Annotated in this window: 20 protein-coding genes; 15 read left to right on the top strand and 5 right to left on the bottom strand. The window is 67.0% G+C overall.

Annotated features, from left to right (window positions below; translation table 11 throughout):
* The 4 genes from argH to ACE3Q6_RS21450 all read left to right on the top strand — a co-directional run.
* Nucleotides 1–1,345 (top strand): argininosuccinate lyase (argH, locus tag ACE3Q6_RS21465; RefSeq protein WP_374436970.1); only part of this gene is annotated, 1,345 nt, incomplete at its 5' end.
* Between the two features lie 44 nt (nucleotides 1,346–1,389).
* On the top strand, nucleotides 1,390–1,542 hold the full coding sequence (locus ACE3Q6_RS21460) for a hypothetical protein (RefSeq protein WP_374436968.1): 153 nt from the start codon (nucleotides 1,390–1,392) through the stop codon (nucleotides 1,540–1,542).
* Nucleotides 1,543–1,556: 14 nt separating this feature from the next.
* Nucleotides 1,557–1,682, top strand: coding sequence for a hypothetical protein (locus tag ACE3Q6_RS21455; protein WP_374436966.1), 126 nt, complete (start codon nucleotides 1,557–1,559; stop codon nucleotides 1,680–1,682).
* Entirely contained in the window at nucleotides 1,679–1,996 is a 318-nt protein-coding gene (locus ACE3Q6_RS21450) for a DUF2834 domain-containing protein (RefSeq protein ID WP_374436964.1), read from the top strand. The genes ACE3Q6_RS21455 and ACE3Q6_RS21450 overlap by 4 nt, the downstream gene beginning before the upstream one ends.
* Here ACE3Q6_RS21450 and rfbA read toward each other — a convergent pair.
* The 4 genes from rfbA to rfbC are packed head-to-tail and all read right to left on the bottom strand — an operon-like array spanning nucleotide 1,993 to nucleotide 5,301.
* Complete coding sequence (gene rfbA / locus ACE3Q6_RS21445; protein ID WP_374436961.1) at nucleotides 1,993–2,868, bottom strand: glucose-1-phosphate thymidylyltransferase RfbA; 876 nt, start codon at nucleotides 2,866–2,868, stop codon at nucleotides 1,993–1,995. The two genes, ACE3Q6_RS21450 and rfbA, sit on opposite strands and share 4 nt — an antisense overlap.
* On the bottom strand, nucleotides 2,865–3,710 hold the full coding sequence (rfbD, locus tag ACE3Q6_RS21440; RefSeq protein ID WP_374436960.1) for a dTDP-4-dehydrorhamnose reductase: 846 nt from the start codon (nucleotides 3,708–3,710) through the stop codon (nucleotides 2,865–2,867). The genes rfbA and rfbD overlap by 4 nt, the downstream gene beginning before the upstream one ends.
* The gene (rfbB, locus tag ACE3Q6_RS21435; protein WP_374436959.1) at nucleotides 3,707–4,744 is read right to left on the bottom strand and encodes a dTDP-glucose 4,6-dehydratase; all 1,038 of its coding nucleotides are present in this window, start codon (nucleotides 4,742–4,744) and stop codon (nucleotides 3,707–3,709) included. Before rfbB ends, rfbD begins: the two co-directional genes overlap by 4 nt.
* The gene (gene rfbC, locus ACE3Q6_RS21430; RefSeq protein ID WP_374436957.1) at nucleotides 4,741–5,301 is read right to left on the bottom strand and encodes a dTDP-4-dehydrorhamnose 3,5-epimerase; all 561 of its coding nucleotides are present in this window, start codon (nucleotides 5,299–5,301) and stop codon (nucleotides 4,741–4,743) included. Before rfbC ends, rfbB begins: the two co-directional genes overlap by 4 nt.
* A 149-nt stretch (nucleotides 5,302–5,450) precedes the next feature.
* On the opposite strand from rfbC, the gene ACE3Q6_RS21425 reads away from it, so the two are divergent.
* The 11 genes from ACE3Q6_RS21425 to ACE3Q6_RS21375 all read left to right on the top strand — a co-directional run bounded on the left by ACE3Q6_RS21425 (nucleotide 5,451) and on the right by ACE3Q6_RS21375 (nucleotide 16,477).
* Entirely contained in the window at nucleotides 5,451–6,500 is a 1,050-nt protein-coding gene (locus ACE3Q6_RS21425; RefSeq protein WP_374436956.1) for a saccharopine dehydrogenase, read from the top strand.
* Between the two features lie 98 nt (nucleotides 6,501–6,598).
* Nucleotides 6,599–7,750 (top strand): saccharopine dehydrogenase family protein, encoded by a 1,152-nt coding sequence (locus ACE3Q6_RS21420; RefSeq protein WP_374436953.1) that lies wholly within the window; start codon nucleotides 6,599–6,601, stop codon nucleotides 7,748–7,750.
* Between the two features lie 100 nt (nucleotides 7,751–7,850).
* Nucleotides 7,851–9,572: a heparinase II/III family protein gene (locus tag ACE3Q6_RS21415; protein WP_374436950.1), complete on the top strand. Its 1,722-nt coding sequence runs from the start codon at nucleotides 7,851–7,853 to the stop codon at nucleotides 9,570–9,572.
* A 33-nt stretch (nucleotides 9,573–9,605) separates the two neighbouring features.
* On the top strand, nucleotides 9,606–11,192 hold the full coding sequence (purH, locus tag ACE3Q6_RS21410) for a bifunctional phosphoribosylaminoimidazolecarboxamide formyltransferase/IMP cyclohydrolase (RefSeq protein ID WP_374436948.1): 1,587 nt from the start codon (nucleotides 9,606–9,608) through the stop codon (nucleotides 11,190–11,192).
* A gap of 1 nt (nucleotide 11,193) precedes the next feature.
* The gene (gene lspA, locus ACE3Q6_RS21405; protein WP_374436946.1) at nucleotides 11,194–11,700 is read left to right on the top strand and encodes a signal peptidase II; all 507 of its coding nucleotides are present in this window, start codon (nucleotides 11,194–11,196) and stop codon (nucleotides 11,698–11,700) included.
* A gap of 61 nt (nucleotides 11,701–11,761) precedes the next feature.
* Nucleotides 11,762–12,292 carry a DUF3035 domain-containing protein gene (locus ACE3Q6_RS21400; RefSeq protein WP_374436944.1) on the top strand — a complete coding sequence of 177 codons (531 nt, stop codon included), beginning with the start codon at nucleotides 11,762–11,764 and terminating at the stop codon, nucleotides 12,290–12,292.
* Nucleotides 12,293–12,375: 83 nt separating this feature from the next.
* A complete protein-coding gene (locus ACE3Q6_RS21395) occupies nucleotides 12,376–13,749 on the top strand; it encodes a M16 family metallopeptidase (protein WP_374436942.1) in 1,374 nt (457 codons plus the stop codon).
* The gene (locus ACE3Q6_RS21390) at nucleotides 13,746–15,041 is read left to right on the top strand and encodes a M16 family metallopeptidase (RefSeq protein ID WP_374436940.1); all 1,296 of its coding nucleotides are present in this window, start codon (nucleotides 13,746–13,748) and stop codon (nucleotides 15,039–15,041) included. The genes ACE3Q6_RS21395 and ACE3Q6_RS21390 overlap by 4 nt, the downstream gene beginning before the upstream one ends.
* Nucleotides 15,042–15,124: 83 nt before the next feature.
* Nucleotides 15,125–15,790, top strand: a complete 666-nt coding sequence (gene pgsA / locus ACE3Q6_RS21385; protein WP_374436938.1) for a CDP-diacylglycerol--glycerol-3-phosphate 3-phosphatidyltransferase — start codon at nucleotides 15,125–15,127, stop codon at nucleotides 15,788–15,790.
* Nucleotides 15,787–16,035 carry a molybdopterin converting factor subunit 1 gene (gene moaD / locus ACE3Q6_RS21380; protein WP_374436936.1) on the top strand — a complete coding sequence of 83 codons (249 nt, stop codon included), beginning with the start codon at nucleotides 15,787–15,789 and terminating at the stop codon, nucleotides 16,033–16,035. Before pgsA ends, moaD begins: the two co-directional genes overlap by 4 nt.
* A 1-nt stretch (nucleotide 16,036) precedes the next feature.
* The gene (locus ACE3Q6_RS21375) at nucleotides 16,037–16,477 is read left to right on the top strand and encodes a molybdenum cofactor biosynthesis protein MoaE (protein ID WP_374436933.1); all 441 of its coding nucleotides are present in this window, start codon (nucleotides 16,037–16,039) and stop codon (nucleotides 16,475–16,477) included.
* A 150-nt stretch (nucleotides 16,478–16,627) separates the two neighbouring features.
* On the opposite strand, the gene ACE3Q6_RS21370 is transcribed toward ACE3Q6_RS21375, so the two are convergent.
* The gene (locus ACE3Q6_RS21370) at nucleotides 16,628–17,623 is read right to left on the bottom strand and encodes a P1 family peptidase (RefSeq protein ID WP_374436930.1); all 996 of its coding nucleotides are present in this window, start codon (nucleotides 17,621–17,623) and stop codon (nucleotides 16,628–16,630) included.
* Between the last annotated feature and the right edge of the window lie 200 nt (nucleotides 17,624–17,823).

Genomic DNA, 17,823 nt, shown 5'->3' with positions numbered 1-17,823 from the left:
CGGGCCGGACGCGATCATGACGGCGATCAACGCCTCGATCGGGTTCGACCAGCGGCTCTACGCCCAGGATATCGCGGGCAGCCGGGCCCATGCGGCGATGCTGGCCGCACAGGGCATCATCACTGATAGGGATGCGCAGGCGATTGGGGAAGGGCTGCTCGCGATCTTGTCAGAGATCGAAGCGGGGAAATTTCCGTTCACGACGGACCTGGAAGACATCCACCTGAACATCGAGGCCCGGCTGACCGAACGGATCGGCGAGGCGGGGAAGCGCCTGCACACCGGGCGCAGCCGGAACGACCAGGTGGCGGTGGATTTCCGGCTTTGGGTCCGCGACCAGTGCGACCAGGCGATTGCCGGGCTGACCGGGCTGATGAAGGCGTTTCTGCAGCAGGCCGAGGCCGGGGCGGACTGGGTCATGCCGGGCTTCACCCACCTGCAGACCGCGCAGCCGGTGACCTGGGGCCACCACATGATGGCCTATGTCGAGATGCTGGCCCGCGACCGGTCGCGGTTCGAGGACGCCCGCCGCCGCATGAACGAATGCCCCTTGGGCGCGGCGGCGCTGGCGGGGACCAGTTTCCCCATCGACCGGCACATGACCGCGAAGGCGCTGGGCTTCGACCGGCCGACGGCAAATAGCCTGGACAGCGTCAGCGACCGCGATTTCGCGCTGGAGTTCCTGTCGGCGTCCAGCATCTGCGCCATGCACCTGTCGCGCTTCGCCGAAGAGCTGGTGATCTGGTCCTCGGCCCAGTTCCGTTTTGTCCGCCTGTCGGACCGCTGGACCACCGGGTCGTCGATCATGCCGCAGAAAAAGAACCCTGACGCGGCGGAACTGCTGCGCGCCAAGCTGGGGCGAATCCTGGGGGCGACGGTGGCCTTGTTCACCGTCATGAAGGGCCTGGCGCTGACCTATTCCAAGGACATGCAAGAGGACAAGGAGCAGGTCTTCGACGCCGCCGACAGCCTGATGCTGGGTCTGGCGGCGATGACCGGGATGGTCAGCGACATGACCGCCAACCGGGACGTGCTGAAAGCTGCCGCCGCCAGCGGCTTCTCGACCGCGACCGACCTGGCCGACTGGCTGGTCCGCGCCCTGGGCCTTCCGTTCCGCGAGGCGCACCATGTCACCGGCACGCTGGTGGCGATGGCCGAGAAGACGGGCTGCGACCTGCCCGACCTGTCGCTGGAAGAGATGAACAGCGTCCATCCCGGGATCACGCAGGAAATCTATTCGGTTCTCGGAGTAGAAAACTCGGTTCGCAGCCGCACCTCCTATGGCGGGACCGCGCCGGAACTGGTTCGTGCGCAGATCGCACGCTGGAAAACCGCGCTGCAGTGACCTTCCCTGCCGTAAGGCCGGGCTTTGGACGAAGGAGACCCGCGATGAAACCCTGGCTTCTGATTGCCCTCGTCGCCGTTTCGGCCTGCAGCAGCCCGATGGTGGCAACCAACCTGACCTTCGGCCCTGACGGGGTGGAGGCAAACCCGACCTTGTCGGGCAAGGTCGGCGGTGCCACGGTGACCATAGACCCCTGAGGAAAGTCCCAGCCATGCCACGCATTCTGCTTGTCGCCTGTCTTGCCCTTGCCGCCTGCGGTGCCGATGGCGCGCCCGAGCCGCCGTCCAAGGGGGTGTCGGTCTCGGGCGAAGCCGCAGTGGGCGTGGTGATCCGATGACCCCGCTGCGCCTGGCTTTCCTTGCCCTGGCCGTCTGGGGTGCGGTGCACCCGATGTACTGGTTCCTGCGCCACATGCGCGAGACGGGCACGGGTCTGGGCGGGTTGATCGACGCCTGGTACGTCAACGCCTCGACCACCGGCCTGACCTGGGACCTGACCATCGCTGCCATCGCGCTGACCGTCTGGATCCTGGCCGAGGCGATCAGCCGCCGGGCGTGGGCGCATCTGGTGGCTATTCCCGCGACCTTCTGCATCGGGGTCAGCTGCGGGCTGCCGCTCTACCTCTTCCTGCGGTCGGGGCGGAGCGCCTAGGACTCTTTCAGCACCTTGGCAAGGTGAGCACCGTAGCTCGACTTGCCGAAGACCTCGGCTTGCCGTTTCAACCCGTCGCGGTCGATCCAGCCACGCTGGAACGCGATCTCGTCGGGCGATCCGACCTGCATCCCCTGCCGTTCCTCCAGCGTGCGGACGAAGTTTCCGGCGTCGAGCAGGCTTCCCGGAGTGCCGGTATCCAGCCAGGCATAGCCGCGCCCCATCCGTTCGACCTGAAGCGAGCCTTCGGCGCGGTAGTGTTCCAGCACGTCCACGATCTCCAGCTCTCCGCGAGGAGAAGGTTTGATCGTCGCGGCGATGTCCGGGGCGCGGCCGTCCAGGAAGTAAAGCCCCGTGATCGCGAAGCTTGAAGGCGGGTCTTTGGGCTTTTCGATGATCTGGGTGACCTTGCCCGCACTGTCGAAAGCCGCCACGCCATAACGTTCGGGGTCCGAGACATGGTAGCCGAAGACCGTCCCGCCCGAAGGTTGCTCATCGGCGCGGGCAAGCATTTCGGGCAACCCGTGGCCGAAGAAGATGTTGTCGCCCAGGACCATCGCCGAGGGCGCGCCCGCCAGGAAGTCGCGGGTCAGAAGATAGGCTTGCGCCAGGCCCTCGGGGCGTTCCTGGATGATCCAGGTGAAGCTCAGTCCCCACTGGCTGCCGTCTTTCAGCAGGCGCTGGAACTGCGGCTGGTCGTCGGGGGTGGTGATGATCGCGATCTCGCGGATACCTGCCAGCATAAGGACCGACAGCGGGTAGAAGACCATCGGCTTGTCGTAGATCGGCAGAAGCTGCTTCGACACGCCCAGCGTGATCGGCCAGAGCCGGGATCCGGTGCCCCCGGCGAGGAGGATGCCTTTGCGGGTCATTGGGTCAACTCCTTCACGATCGCGCGCAGCCCGTCGCGCCAGTCGGGGCGCGGGATGCCGAACGCGGTGGTAAATGCACTGCAATCAAGGCGCGAATTCAGCGGGCGTTTGGCCGGCGTGGGGTATTCGCTGGTCGGGATGTCGTTGATCCGGCAGGCAAGGCCCGCCTCGGCCATGATCGCGCGGGCGAAGCCGGCCCAGCTTGTGTCCGGCGCACCCGAGAAATGGTGCGTCCCGCCGGGTGCCCCGCCGGTCATCGCCTTGGCGGCGGTGACAAGTGCCTGGGCAATCGCCGCGGCGGGTGTCGGGCCGCCGACCTGATCGGCCACGACGTTCAGGCTTTCGCGCTCGCGCCCCAGGCGAAGCATCGTTTTCACGAAGTTCGCCCCATGGGCCGACACGACCCAGGAGGTGCGAAGGATCAGGTGCGCTCCCCCCGCGGCGCGCACGCCCTCCTCGCCAGCAAGCTTCGAGCGGCCATAGGCCCCCAGAGGGCCGGTGGGATGGTCGGGTCGGAAGGGCTGGTCCCCTGCCCCGTCAAAGACATAGTCGGTCGAGATGTGCAGGAACGGCACGCCCTTCGCGGCGGCGGCAAGCGCCATGGCGGCCGGGGCATCACCGTTGACCGTAAAGGCGGCGGCTTCCTCGGTCTCGGCCTTGTCGACGGCGGTCCAGGCGGCGGCGTTGATGACCGCATCGGCATCGTGGGCAGCGACGGCGGCCGCGCAGGCGGAGGGGTCCATCAGATCCGCCTCCTCCCGCCCCAGGTAGATCGCGTTAGGGGCGATGCGTTGCAGCTCGCGGGCGACCTGGCCAGTCTTGCCGAAGACGAGAAGTTTCATGCCTTGCCCAGCCGTTCCCCGACCCCCTGACGGTTCAGAAGCGGACGCCACCAGGCTTCATTGTCCAGATACCAGCGCACCGTGCGGCGCAGGCCCTCTTCCACGGTGACCGAGGGACGCCAGCCCAGTTCCTCGCGGATGCGGGACGGGTCGATGGCATAGCGGGCGTCGTGGCCCGGGCGGTCGGTGACGAAGGTGATCTGATCGGCATAGGGCGTGGCCTTTGGGGCCATCTCGTCCAGCAGCGCGCAGATCGTGCGGACGAGGTCGATGTTCCGCCGCTCGTTCTCGCCGCCGATGTTGTAGCTGCGGCCCACCGCGCCCTTCTGGACGACCAGCAGCAAGGCATCGGCGTGGTCCTCGACGTAAAGCCAGTCGCGGACGTTCTCTCCCTTGCCATAGACCGGAATGGGCTTGCCATGCAGCGCGTTCAGGATGACGACGGGGATCAGCTTTTCCGGGAAGTGGTAGGGGCCGTAGTTGTTCGAGCAGTTGGTCAACACCACGGGCAGCCCGTAGGTCTCATGCCAGGCGCGGACCAGGTGGTCCGAGGCGGCCTTTGACGCCGAATAGGGCGAGCGGGGGTCGTAGGCCGTGGTCTCGGTGAACTGGCCTTCCGGGCCGAGCGAACCGAAGACTTCATCGGTCGAGATGTGGTGGAAGCGGAACCCTGCGGGCTTGCCGGCGCGGGTCCAGTGGGCGCGGGCGGCCTCCAGCAGGTTGAAGGTGCCGGTGATGTTCGTCTCGATGAAGTCCGAAGGGCCGTCGATCGACCGGTCCACGTGGCTTTCGGCCGCAAGGTGCATCACCGCATCGGGGGAATGGGTGGCAAAGATACGGTCCAGCGCCGCGCGGTCGCGGATATCGGCCTTCTCGAAGCTGTAGAGGTTCGACTGCGCGACGGGGGCCACGTTGGCCTCGTTCGCGGCATAGGTCATGGCGTCAAGGTTCACGACCTCATGCCCGCGCGAAACCGCGAGCCGAACCACGGCCGAGCCGATGAAGCCGGCGCCGCCTGTGACAAGAAGCTTCATTTCGCCTCCCAGCGGAACGGAGTGCCAATCTCGGCCAGGAACGGGGCCTTGGCGTCCTTGTCGGACAGGATCGGCGCGGTGACGCCCCAGTCGATGCCGATGGCAGGATCGTCCCAGCGGACGGCGCCGTCATTCTGAGGGCTGTAGAGGTCGGTGCACTTGTACTGCACCTCGGTATCGTCGGTCAGGGTGACGAAGCCGTGCAGGAAGCCCTTCGGGACCAGAAGCTGCCGTCCGTTCTCGGGCGTCAGCTCCACCGCGACCCATTTCCCGTAGGCGGGAGAGCCAGTGCGGATGTCCACGGCCACGTCAAGGATCGCCCCGCGCGAGCAGCGGACCAGTTTGTCCTGCGCCTTGGGCGGGGACTGGTAGTGCAGGCCGCGCAGCGTTCCCTTGGCGGCCGAGAAGGAATGGTTGTCCTGCACCCAGGGCAGGTCAATCCCGGCCTCGGCCATGCGCTGCGCGTTCCAGGTTTCCGTGAACCAACCCCGGGCGTCGCCGAAGCGGCGGGGTGTCACGATCAGCACATCGGGCAATGCGGTGGGTTCAATCTGCATCGGAAACTCGTCATTCGCGCTGACGCACAGTTGCGACGAACTTGCAGCCAATGCAAGCAGGTCCGCTTTGAAACAGTCGGTTTGCGGGGTTTTGCCGCCTCTGGTCTTCGGCTATCACGGGTCGCGAACTGCCGGGGAAGGACGGGAAGATGACCCATCTGTGGGTGCGGGCCGAACAGCGGCCGAACGAAGAGCGGGTCGGAATCACGCCGGAGGGCGCCGCAGCGCTGATCAAGGCCGGGATCCGGGTAACGGTGGAGAAGTCCTCGGTCCGGGCGATCCCGCTGGACGGTTATGTGGCGGCCGGCTGCGACATTGCCGAGGAGAACCTGTGGCCCAAGGCGCCTGCGGACGCGATCATCTTCGGGCTGAAGGAACTGCCCGAGGACGGCAGCCCCCTGACCCACCGGCACATCATGTTCGGCCATGCCTACAAGGGCCAGCCGGCGGGGCGCGTCCTGTTGCAGCGGTTCAAGGCCGGGGGCGGGACGCTATTCGACCTGGAGTATCTTGTGGACGAAACCGGCCGCCGAGTCGCGGCCTTCGGCTACTGGGCGGGCTATGCGGGGGCAGCGGTCAGCCTGAAGTGCTGGGCAGCACAGCAGCGCAGCGGGATCGCCGGGCCGGTGCGCAAGGTGGCGTCGAAGGACGCGCTTCTGGCGCAGCTGGGCGAGGAGCTTGCAGGGCTGGGGCGTCCGCGCGCCATCATCATCGGGGCGCTGGGACGTGTCGGGACCGGGGCGGCGGATCTTTGCACCGCGATGGGTGTGCCGGTGACGAAATGGGACATGGCGGAAACCGCGTCGGGCGGGCCGTTCCCGGAGGTGTTGCAGCACGAGATCTTCCTGAACTGCATCCTGGCGCGACCGGGGTGTCCGGTGTTCGTTCCGGCCAGCGCCAAGACCGATCCTCGCAAGCTGACGGTGATCGGCGATATCGCCTGCGATCCGACCAGTGATTTCTCGCCCATCAAGGTCTATGACCGGGCCACCGATTGGGACGCCCCCGCGCTGCGGGTGCACGACAACCCGCCGCTGGACGTGACGGCCATCGACAACCTGCCCAGCCTGATGCCGGTGGAATCCTCGCAGGACTATGCGGCGCAGCTGTTGCCGTCGCTGCTGACGCTGACCGACCTTGGGGCGGGCGTCTGGGGACGGGCGAAGGTGGAATTCGACAGGCACGTCGCGGGCGTGTGAGCAACGGTTCTTCCCGGGACCCAAATTCCTTGAGGAAGGAATTTGTCAAAAATCTTGCTTAAGATTTTTGGGTCCTGGGGGCAAAGGGGAGTGAGAGAATGACGATCCATTGGTGCGGCACGGGGCTGTCGTCCATTCCAGGGCTGCGGCGGCTGATCGAGGCGGGGCATCCCGTCACGGTCTGGAACCGCACGGTCGAGAAGGCCAAGGCCGAGGTCGGGGACCTGACCCAGGACATCCGGCCGTTCAGCCTGGAGGCTTTGGCGGCCGCACTGCAGCCCGGCGACATCGCGGTGTCCATGCTGCCCGCCGACCAGCACGTGGGAATCGCCAAGCTGTGCCTGGAGAAGGGGGCGAACTTCTGCTCCTCCTCCTATATCGCGCCGGAGATGCGCGAGCTGGACGGCGCGTTCCGCGAAAAGGGGCTGGTGTCGATCAACGAGGTCGGCCTTGACCCAGGGATCGACCACCTGATGGCGCATGACCTTGTAGCGCGGTATCGGGCCTCGAAGGCCTATCACAACGACAACGTCCTCAGCTTCACCTCGTACTGCGGCGGCGTGCCCAAGGTGGCGAATGCCTTCCGCTACAAGTTCTCCTGGGCTCCGGCGGGGGTGCTGAAGGCATTGCGCTCCCCCTCGCGGTCCCTGCGGCATTTCACCGAGCTGCGGGTCGCGCGGCCCTGGGACGCGATCAGCCGCTATGACGCGCCTCTGCCCCAGCCGGAAAGCTTCGAAGTCTACCCGAACCGCGACAGCTATCCGTTCATGGACGAGTATCGGTTCGAAAAACACTGGAAGGTCAAGGACTTCGTCCGTGGCACCATCCGCCTGAACGGCTGGGCCGACGCCTGGGCACCGATCTTCCGCGAAATCGAAGGCCTGGAAGGCAAGCCGCTGGCCGAGATCAACGCGGCGCTGGAGGCGCGGGCTGCGGCACTTCTCAAGGACAACGCCTACGCCGAGGGCGAGCCGGACCGGGTGGTCCTCTTCGTGTCCCTGAAGGCCGAACGCGACGGCAAGCCCGTGTTCCACGAGACCTGGGCGATGGACGCCTGGGGCGACGTGCGCGGGACGGCGATGGGGCGGCTTGTCTCGGTTCCGGTTTCGATGGCGATCGAGGCGGTGCTGGCGCGCGAGATCCCGGCGGGGGTGCATGGCGCGCCGCATGATCCGAAGCTTCTGGCGCGCTGGCTGGACCAGGTCGGCCATCTGGCGCAGGTGATGCAGCGGATCGACCACCTGGGCTGACGGGCAGCAACCCCCCAAGCCTTTCTGGTGACAGACGCCGTCACCTGGCCTATCATCGCCCGACGACCTGGGGCTACCGGGCAAGCGAGCGAGGCAGGACGTGGGCAGCATCCGCAACACGTCGAAGCAATTCGACCGGCTGGCCGACCGGCTGGCCGTTCTGGCAGCGCAGCGCGCGCGGCCGGCGGGTGGCTTCGTTTCGCAGCCGGAACCCCGCTCGATCGGGCTTTATAGCCGCGGCAAGCAGCTGGTTGCCGGAAACATCCTCCTGGCCGGGCATCTGGCCGAGGCGCCGGGGCTTTCCCTTTGGGACATCCCCCCGCCAGACGCCGCCTTTGCGGCTGAGGCGCATGGCTTCGCCTGGCTGGACGACCTGGCCGCGCTCGGGACCCGGGAGGCGCTGGCGCGGGCGCAGGACTGGACTTGGGGCTGGATCGACCGCTACGGGCGGGGCCGCGGCCCGGGCTGGACCCCGGACCTGACCGGACGCCGGATCATCCGCTGGATCCACCACGCGACGATCCTGCTGCAGACGCGCGACAAGGTGCAGTCGGCAGCCTTCTACGCGGCCCTGTCGCGGCAGGCGACCTACCTCGCCAGACGCTGGCGAAGCGCGGCCGTGGGGCTGCCGCGGTTCGAGGCGCTGACCGGGCTGGTCTATGCCGGGATCTCGCTGATCGGGATGGAGGCGCTGGTCGCCCCCGCAAGCAATGCCCTCGCCGCCGCCTGCGAGGCTGACATCGACAAGGAAGGCGGCATCCCGACCCGGAACCCCGAAGAACTGCTTGAGGTGCTGACCCTGCTCACCTGGTCCGCCAGCGCGATGAGCGAGGCGAACCTTGCCATTCCTCCGGCTCTGTCGGCCGCGATCACCCGGATCGCCCCGGCGCTTCGGGCCCTGCGCCACGCGGATGGCGAGCTGGCCCGCTTCCACGGCGGGGGTCGGGCAGCAGAAGGGCGGCTGGACCAAGCCCTCGCGGCCGCCGGGGTGCGGCTCGGGGCGACGCCAGCCATCGCGATGGGCTACGCCCGACTGTCCGGCGGTCGGACTTCGGTCGTCGTCGATGCCTCGTCCCCGCCAGCAGGACGCGCGGCACGGACCGCGCACGCCTCGACCACGGCCTTCGAGCTGACCTCGGGACGGCGGCCGCTGGTGGTGAACTGCGGCTCGGGCGTCGCTTTCGGGTCTGCCTGGCGTCAGGCAGCGCGGGCCACGCCGTCCCATTCGGTACTGGGGATGGAAGGCGTCTCCTCCTCGCGCGTGGGCCGGTCGGGCGAAGTTCTGGAGCAGCGCGCACAGGTCACCGCCTCGCGCCTGACGGTGGGGACCGAGGGGACGGACCTTTACCTGTCCCACGACGGCTACCTGCAAAGCCACGGCCTGACCACCAGCCGCAGCCTGACGCTGGCCCATGACGGGCGGCGGTTGTCCGGCGTGGATGCGTTGACCGCGATGACGGCCGAGGCACGGCGGCGGTTCGAGGATGCTATGACCCAGACCGCGATGGCGGGTGCTCGCTTCTCGATCCGCTTCCACCTGCATCCCGAGGTGGATGCGACGCTGGACATGGGTGGGGCCGCGGTCTCGATGGTCCTGAAAAGCGGCGAGATCTGGATCTTCCGCTTCACTGGACCCGCGGACCTGGACCTTGAACCCTCGGCCTACCTGGAAAACGGGCGGGTGAACCCGCGGCCCTGCACACAAATCGTGCTCAGGGGCGAGGCGCGGACCTTCGAGACACGGATAGGCTGGACCTTGGCGAAGGCAAAGGATACTCCGCTGGCCATCCGGGACCTGGGGGACATCGAGACGGACCCCTAGGGCCCCGACACGGGCACAGTGAAGGGTTCAGCCATGACCAACCTCGTCCCCATCGGCCGCGCGCTGATTTCGGTTTCAGACAAGACCGGCCTTCTGGACTTGGCCCGCGCGCTGGCGGGATACGGGGTGGAACTGATTTCCACGGGCGGGACCAGCGGGATGCTGCGGGCGGCAGGTCTGCAGGTGCGGGACGTCTCGGACGTGACGGGCTTCCCCGAGATGATGGACGGGCGCGTGAAGACGCTGCACCCCAATGTCCATGGCGGCCTACTGGCGCTGCGCGACGATGACGAGCATCTGGTGGCGATGGCCGCCCACGGGATCGAGCCGATCGACCTTCTGATCGTCAACCTCTACCCGTTCGAAGAGACGGTGGCGAAAGGCGCGGACCACGCGACCTGCATCGAGAACATCGACATCGGCGGCCCGGCGATGATCCGCGCGGCGGCGAAGAACCACCGTTTCGTGACGGTCGTCACCGATCCGATGGATTACGACTGCCTCCTTGCCCAGTTGAAGCAGAACGACGGGGCCACGACGATGGCCTATCGCCAGAAGCTGGCGCTGACCGCCTATGCCAAGACCGCGGCCTACGACACCGCCGTCAGCACCTGGCTTGCAGGTGAGATCAAGGAACCCGCGCCCCGCTACCGCAGCTTCGCGGGAAAGCTGGCCCAGACGCTCCGCTACGGCGAGAACCCGCATCAAGCGGCGGCCTTCTATGTCGACAGCTCGCGCCGCCCTGGTGTCGCCACGGCTCGCCAGTGGCAGGGCAAGGAGCTGTCCTACAACAACATCAACGACACCGACGCAGCCTTCGAGCTGGTTGCCGAGTTCGCCGGCGGCGCCCCGGCCTGCGCGATCATCAAGCACGCGAACCCATGTGGGGTAGCCACGGCCGCGACCCTGACCGAGGCCTATCAGCGCGCCTACCAGTGCGACCAAACCTCTGCCTTCGGCGGGATCGTCGCGCTGAACCAGGTGCTCGACGGGGCAACGGCGGAAGAGATCGTGAAGATCTTCACCGAGGTCGTCATCGCCCCGGACGCGACGGATGAGGCCAAGGCGGTCTTTGCGGGCAAGAAGAACCTGCGGCTTCTGACCACGGGTGCCTTGCCGGACCCCAAGGCCAAGGGCCTGGCCTTCAAGCAGGTGGCCGGCGGCTTCCTGGTGCAGGACCGGGACGCGGGGCATGTCTCGGCCAGCGACCTCAAGGTCGTGACGAAGCGGAAGCCGACGGACAAGGAACTGGCCGACCTGATGTTCGCCTGGACCGTGGCCAAGCATGTGAAATCGAACGCGATCATCTACGTCAAGGACGGCGCGACCGTCGGCGTCGGCGCCGGGCAGATGAGCCGCGTGGACAGCACCCGCATCGCCGCCCGCAAGGCGCAGGACATGGCCGAGGCGCTGGGACTGCCCGGGCCGCTGACCAAGGGCTCCGTGGTGGCATCGGACGCCTTCTTCCCCTTCGCCGACGGGTTGATCACCGCCGCCGAGGCGGGCGCGACGGCGATCATCCAGCCCGGCGGTTCGATGCGCGACGATGAGGTCATTGCAGCCGCCGACGAACGCGGGCTGGCGATGATCTTCACCGGCCAGCGGCATTTCCGGCACTGACATGCGCCGCTTCTGGATCACCGCCATCGTCGTCTTCGTCCTGGACCAGCTGACCAAGCTGGCCGTGGTGCATGGTCTGGACCTGATCAACCGGGGCGAGATGGACGTCTTCCCGCCCTACCTGACCTTCCGCATGGCCTGGAACTACGGGATCAACTTCGGCCTTCTCTCGCACGGTTCCGACTGGGCGCGCTGGGCGCTGATCGTCCTGGCGCTGGTCATCTCGGCCTGGGTGATCTGGTGGATGCGGCGCGAGACCGGGAACTGGAAGGCCGAACTGTCGGGCGGCCTTCTGGTCGGCGGCGCTCTGGGCAACATCATCGACCGAATCGCCTATGGTGCGGTGGCGGACTTCCTGAACATGTCCTGCTGCGGGATCGAGAACCCCTATGCCTTCAACGTGGCCGACATCGCGATCTTTGCAGGAGCGTTGGGGCTGGTGATCTTCGCCAAGGGCACCGACGCGCCCAAGGCGACCGGCGGAAAACCCCCCCGGTCCAAGCGCTAAACACCCGTGACGCCCGCATTGCTTTAGGCTAAGACGGGGCAAAGACGGTTTGGAGGCATACATGCAGGCAGCGAAAGGCAGGGCGGTCATCGCGGTTGCGGCGATGGTCACGCTGGCAGCCTGCGGTGGGGACCGCGATCCCCAGCTGATGAACCTGCGGTCGGGCCAGGGTCCGGACGAGTTTGCCATCGTACCGCCCAAGCCACTGGAAATGCCGGAAAATCTGGCAGAACTTCCGGAACCGACCCCCGGCGGTTTCAACCGCACCGACCAGAACCCGGAAGCCGATGCCGTCATCGCCCTTGGCGGCCGGCCCGGCGCGGCAGGAGGCATCCCCTCGGGTGACTCGGCCCTTTACGCCCATGCCGCCCGCTTCGGCGTCGAAGGCGGGATCCGCGCCACCCTTGCCTCGGAAGACCTGGAATGGCGTCGTGACAACAACGGCCGCATCCTGGAACGGCTGTTCAACGTCAACGTCTATTACAAGGCCTACCGCAAGTATCGCCTTGACCAGCAGGCCGAACTTGCCCGCTGGCGCGCCCTTGGCATCCGGACCTCGTCCGCCCCGCCGCGCAAGCCTGACGAAGAGTAACAAGCGCGTGGCCCTGCCCCGGCCGGGCTTGATTGTCGCGCCCCCGCGCCGCAGTTTCCCGGAAAACCAGGGTGGAGAAGCCGATGATCGGACGTGTTGGCGCTGCAATTCTGCTAGGCCTCAGCCTTCCCGCCCTGGCCCAAGAGCCGGTCACGACCTTCACGCTGGATAATGGTCTGAATGTCGTCGTGATCGAGGATCACCGCGCGCCGGTCGTCGTCCAGATGATCTGGTATCGCGTTGGCGCCGCCGATGAACCCCGCGGCCATTCCGGCATCGCGCATTTCTTGGAACACCTGATGTTCAAGGGGACCGAGAAGGTCGCCCCCAATGCCTTCTCGGGCATCGTCGAGGCGCAGGGCGGCGACGACAACGCCTTCACCTCCTGGGACTACACCGCCTATTTCCAGCGCATCGCCGCTGACCGGCTGGACCTGGTGATGGAGATGGAAGCCGACCGGATGCGCAACCTCCGTCTGACCGAGGAGGATGGCGCGACCGAGCGAGAGGTCATCCTCGAGGAACGCGCACAGCGCACCGACAGCGACCCAGGCGCCCTTCTGATGGAGCAGATGCGCGCCGCGCAGTACATGAACCATCCCTACGGCATCCCGATCATCGGCTGGCGGCACGAGATGGAAGACCTGGGCCGCGACGACGCGCTGGACTACTACCAGCGCTTCTATGCACCGAACAACGCCACCTTGGTCATCGCCGGCGACGTGGAACCCGACGAAGTGCGGGCCCTGGCCGAAAAGCACTATGGGCCGCTTGAACCCTCGGATGCCATTGTTCCGCGCGAACGGGCGCAGGAACCGCCGCAGCTGGCCGAACGCCGTCTGGTCCTTGAGGACGAGCGGGTGTCGGACCCCTATGTGTTCCGCACCTACCTTGCCCCCGAACGCGACCCCGGCGCGCAGGCTGAGGCGGCGGCGCTGACCGTGCTGGCCGAGCTCCTGGGCGGCAACGGCCAGACTTCGGTCCTGGCCCGGGCGCTGCAGTTCGACAAGCAGGTGGCCGTCTACACCAGTGCCTTCTACAACGGCACCTCAATCGACGACGGGACGTTTGGCCTTGCGGTTATCCCGGCACCGGGCGTCAGTCTTGAAGAAGCCGAGGCCGAGCTGGACCGGGTCCTGGCCGAGTTCCTGGAAAACGGGCCGGACCCCGCGGCGCTGGAGCGCATCCGCACCCAGATCCGGGCCGGCGAGATCTATGCCCGCGACGACGTCGAATCCCTTGCCCGACGCTATGGCGAAGGGTTCAGCATCGGTCTTGGACTTGCCGACATCGAAGGCTGGGACGAGGCGCTTTCCGCCGTCACCGAGGCGGACATCATGAACGCCGCCCGCAAGGTCCTGGACCGCAAGAACGCCGTGACCGGCTGGCTGACTCTGCCAGAGGCTGCCCCCGCCGAGCCCACCCCCGCCGCTGCCGCCCCGGAGGTCCAGGAATGATCCGCGCCGTCTTCGCCGCCGTCCTGGCGCTTGCCCTCCCGGCTCAGGCCGAGATTCCGATCAAGGAAGTGACCTCTCCCGGCGGGATCACCGCCTGGCTGGTCGAGGACCACAACATCCCCTTCACCGCGCTGGAGATCCAGTTCAAGGGCGGCACCTCGCTGGAAGCCCCTGAGAAGCGCGGCGTCATCAACCTGATGACCGCCACCCTGGAAGAAGGCGCGGGCGAGATGGACAGCCGGGGCTTCGCCGAGGCCCGGGATGCTTTGGCCGCGAGCTTCCGCTTCGACGCCGGCACGGATTCCGTGGGCGTCTCGGCGCAGTTCCTGACCGAAAACCGGGACCAGGCCATCGATCTTCTGCGTGAGGCGCTGGTCAATCCCCGCTTCGACCAGGATGCGGTAGACCGTGTGCGCGAACAGGTTCTTTCGAACCTCCGGTCGAACGAGAAGGATCCCGGCACCATCGCCTCGGAACGGTTCGACGCCCTTGCCTTCGGCGACCATCCCTACGGGTCCAGCGGTGACGGGACGATCGAGACGGTGACCGCCCTGACCCGCGATGACGTGGTGGCGGCGCACAAGGCCGCGCTGGCCCGCGACCGGGTGTTCGTCGCTGCCGCAGGCGACATCACGGCGGAAGAGCTTGGGCTGCTTCTGGACCGGCTTCTGGGCGACCTTCCGGCAACCGGCGCGCCGCAGCCAGCCGCTGCGCCCTGGCTTCTGACCGGCGGCAAGACCATGGTCGATTTCCCCTCGCCGCAGTCCACCGTCTTCTTCGGGCAGAAGGGCATTCCGCGTGACGACCCCGATTTCTTCCCGGCCTTCGTCCTGAACGAGATGCTGGGCGGCGGGCGCTTCACTGCGCGCCTGATGACCGAAGTCCGCGAAAAACGCGGGCTGACCTACGGGATCGGCACCTACATCGTGAACATGGACCATGCGGACATGCTGCTGGGGCAGTTCTCTGCCTCGAACGACAAGGTTGCCGAGGCAATCGAGGTCGTGAAGGCGGAATGGGGCCGCATCGGCGCCGAAGGCGTCTCACCCGAAGAGCTTGAGGCAACCAAGACCTACCTGACCGGCTCCTATCCCCTGCGGTTCGACGGCAACGGGCCCATCGCCAGCATCCTTGTGGGGATGCAGATGGACGGGATGCCCATCGACTATGTCACCACCCGGAACGCCAAGGTCGAGGCGGTGACGATGGAAGACATCAAGCGCGTCGCGGCGCGGCTCTTCGACCCTCAGGCGCTGCACTTCGTGGTGGTGGGCCAGCCCGAGGGGTTATAGCCGGACGCAAGGGGTCGGGCGCTGTCCATGTGGACGGCAACTAACCCCTTTCCCCTGCAGGACCCTTGGTCTACGACTTCCACATGACCTGGACGATCCCCAACACGCTGACCGTGCTTCGTCTGCTCGCCGCGCCCGGCGTTGCGGTCATGTTCCTGTATTTCCACCGACCCTGGGCGGACTGGTTCGCCCTCGCGCTGTTCGTCGGCGCCGCGCTGACCGACTGGTTCGATGGTTACCTCGCCCGGCTCTGGAAACAGGAATCGAAGTTCGGCGCCATGCTGGACCCGATTGCCGACAAGGCGATGGTGGTGATCGCGATCATGGTGCTAACCGGCTACAACGGGATGAACCCCTGGCTGATCCTGCCCGCCACGCTGATCCTGTTCCGCGAGGTCTTCGTGGGCGGGTTGCGGGAATACCTGGGGGCGAAAAGCGGGCTTCTGAAGGTCACCAAGCTGGCCAAGTGGAAGACCACGGCGCAGATGATCGCGATTGCGGTGCTGTTCCTGGGAACGGGACTGGAATACCTGAACGGTGTCGCCATGCAGGGCATGACTCCGGAACAGTATGCCGAGGCGGTTACAGCCGGCACCGCCGACCCGATCCGCGCCTGCGGTAACCGGGACTGCGCCTCCTACGCGAACCTTGCGGGCATCTGGCTGTTGTGGATTGCAGCATTCCTGACCCTGGTGACGGGGTGGGAGTATTTCTCGAAGTCGTTGCCGTTCTTGCGGGAAGACAAGTGATCGACGTTCTCTACTTCGCCTGGGTTCGGGAACGGATCGGGCTTCCGCGTGAGCGGATCGAGACCTCGGCCCCAACGGTGGCCGCGCTGGTCGAGGAACTGCGTGCCCGGGAAGAACGCTATGCCGCGGCTTTTGCCGATCTGACCTCCCTGCGGGTCGCGCTGGACCAGGAGTTGTCCTCGTTCGATGCGCCGCTTGCCGGGGTGAGAGAGGTCGCTTTCTTCCCGCCGATGACCGGGGGCTGAGATGCGGGTGGCCGTCCAGTCCGAGCCGTTCGATCTGGGGGCCGAGGTTTCCGCCTTCACTGCCACCGTCCGTGGCGCGGGGGCGGTGGTCAGCTTCACTGGGCTGGTGCGGGATGAGGACGGCTCCTTGTCCGGGATGGAGATCGAGCATTACCCAGGCATGACCGAGAAGGCGATTTCCGGAATTGCCGAGGAAGCGGTGCGGCGGTGGTCGCTGGCGGATGCCCTGGTGATCCACCGGTACGGGAAGCTTTCCCCCGGAGAAGCGATCATGATGGTGGCCACGGCGGCGCCGCATCGGGGGGATGCTTTCGCGGCGGCGGAGTTTCTGATGGACTACCTGAAAAGCCGGGCTCCGTTCTGGAAGAAGGAGCTTTCGGCGGATGGGGCGTCCTGGGTGGCCGCCAAGGACGCAGATGAGGATGCGCTGAAGCGGTGGTAGTGTCCACGCTGGGCGGGTCTTGCAACTTCAAAGAAATCAAGGGTTTGGATGTGGGCGTTCAGCGGGTGTTAACCGTGGCGCCCCCCACCCTCTCCCTCCCCCACGGAGGGGGGAGGGAAGCGTGGGGTGTTTGGTGACGGTCCAGGCAGATCAGCGTTTCTCGCCAAAGCGGGTGGCCCAGCTGGGTTGCAGGTCCAGGGGTTCGGACCGGGCCAGGTAGACCGCGCGGGCGATGGCGCGGGCCAGGCAGGTGGCGGCGGCGTGGCCGATCTGGAAGGGGTCGGTCAGCGGGTCCTGCAGGGGTTTCGCGCCGGTGGCGACGGAGAAGACGAGGTCTCCGTCCAAGGGCGTGTGCGAGGGGACCAGCGCGCGGGCCATGCCGTCATGGGCGGCGACGGCCATGCGGTGGGCTTGCGCCTTGGTGAGGGTGGCGTCGGTTGCGACGATGGCGATGGTGGTGGCCTCGCCCAGCCGTTTGCGCGGGAGGGGTGCGTCCTGTGGGACAATCGGCGCGGGGCCGAGGCCGCCAAATTCGGTACCCTCTTCGAAGGGGGCCGCCCAGAAGTGGGGGGTTTCGCCGACGGTGGCCCGGCCCAAGGCGTTGACGACGACGAGGGCCCCGACGGTGAGGCCGGAGGGCAGGACGCAGGAGGCGGAGCCGAGGCCGCCTTTCAGGGTGCCGGTCATCGCGCCGTAGCCTGCGCCGGCGGTGCCGAGCGCGAAATCGGGGGCGGCGGCGTCGAAGGCGCGGCGGCCGAGGGTCGGGTAGGGGCTGGTGGTCCAATCCTTGTCGCCGCCGTTGAGGAGGTCGAAGACGATAGCTCCCGGCACGATGGGCACGCGGACGGGGCCGACCGCGAAGCCGCGACCGGCCTCGCGCAGGGCCTGCATGATGCCAGTTCCGGCGTCGAGGCCGAAGGCGGAGCCGCCGGACAGGAAGATCGCGTCGACCTCTTGCACCATGCGGTCGGGGGCGAGGAGGTCAGTCTCGCGCGTGCCGGGGGAGCCGCCCATGACGTGCACTGCGGCCACGAAGGGGCGGTCAGCGGTCAGGACGGTGGTGCCGGAACGGAGGGTGGCGTCATGCGCGTTGCCGACGCGGAGGCCGGGGATGTCGGTGATGAGGTTGCGGGGGCCGGGGCGCATCAGTTGGGGTCCGAGGCGTTCGTCTGGGGGCCAAAACTCTTCGAAGAGTTTTGCAAATTCCGCTCAATGAATTTGGCGCGTGCGGATGCGGGGCGTATGCGGGTCATCGGGGCCTCCTTTGGGGGGAGGATAGGCGGGTCGCCCCCGGGGCGCAAAGGGGGATGCTGGGGGCGATTTCTTCGAAGAAATCGCATCGGAGC

The organism is Tabrizicola sp. (assembly GCF_041913445.1).
Classification (GTDB): domain Bacteria; phylum Pseudomonadota; class Alphaproteobacteria; order Rhodobacterales; family Rhodobacteraceae; genus Tabrizicola.
Note: the sequence above shows the minus strand (reverse complement) of the source record. Positions and strands in the feature narration are given on the sequence as shown.

Bases quoted from the DNA above. Each gene is read 5' to 3' on its own strand.
- ACE3Q6_RS21460 (WP_374436968.1), top strand. From the start codon at position 1,390: ATGAAACCCTGGCTTCTGATTGCCCTCGTCGCCGTTTCGGCCTGCAGC.
- rfbA (WP_374436961.1), bottom strand. From the start codon at position 2,868: ATGACCCGCAAAGGCATCCTCCTCGCCGGGGGCACCGGATCCCGGCTC.
- ACE3Q6_RS21370 (WP_374436930.1), bottom strand. From the start codon at position 17,623: ATGCGCCCCGGCCCCCGCAACCTCATCACCGACATCCCCGGCCTCCGC.
- rfbC (WP_374436957.1), bottom strand. From the start codon at position 5,301: ATGCAGATTGAACCCACCGCATTGCCCGATGTGCTGATCGTGACACCC.
- rfbD (WP_374436960.1), bottom strand. From the start codon at position 3,710: ATGAAACTTCTCGTCTTCGGCAAGACTGGCCAGGTCGCCCGCGAGCTG.
- ACE3Q6_RS21450 (WP_374436964.1), top strand. From the start codon at position 1,679: ATGACCCCGCTGCGCCTGGCTTTCCTTGCCCTGGCCGTCTGGGGTGCG.
- ACE3Q6_RS21455 (WP_374436966.1), top strand. From the start codon at position 1,557: ATGCCACGCATTCTGCTTGTCGCCTGTCTTGCCCTTGCCGCCTGCGGT.
- ACE3Q6_RS21425 (WP_374436956.1), top strand. From the start codon at position 5,451: ATGACCCATCTGTGGGTGCGGGCCGAACAGCGGCCGAACGAAGAGCGG.
- ACE3Q6_RS21375 (WP_374436933.1), top strand. From the start codon at position 16,037: ATGCGGGTGGCCGTCCAGTCCGAGCCGTTCGATCTGGGGGCCGAGGTT.
- ACE3Q6_RS21420 (WP_374436953.1), top strand. From the start codon at position 6,599: ATGACGATCCATTGGTGCGGCACGGGGCTGTCGTCCATTCCAGGGCTG.
- pgsA (WP_374436938.1), top strand. From the start codon at position 15,125: ATGACCTGGACGATCCCCAACACGCTGACCGTGCTTCGTCTGCTCGCC.
- rfbB (WP_374436959.1), bottom strand. From the start codon at position 4,744: ATGAAGCTTCTTGTCACAGGCGGCGCCGGCTTCATCGGCTCGGCCGTG.
- ACE3Q6_RS21390 (WP_374436940.1), top strand. From the start codon at position 13,746: ATGATCCGCGCCGTCTTCGCCGCCGTCCTGGCGCTTGCCCTCCCGGCT.
- purH (WP_374436948.1), top strand. From the start codon at position 9,606: ATGACCAACCTCGTCCCCATCGGCCGCGCGCTGATTTCGGTTTCAGAC.
- lspA (WP_374436946.1), top strand. From the start codon at position 11,194: ATGCGCCGCTTCTGGATCACCGCCATCGTCGTCTTCGTCCTGGACCAG.
- ACE3Q6_RS21400 (WP_374436944.1), top strand. From the start codon at position 11,762: ATGCAGGCAGCGAAAGGCAGGGCGGTCATCGCGGTTGCGGCGATGGTC.
- ACE3Q6_RS21395 (WP_374436942.1), top strand. From the start codon at position 12,376: ATGATCGGACGTGTTGGCGCTGCAATTCTGCTAGGCCTCAGCCTTCCC.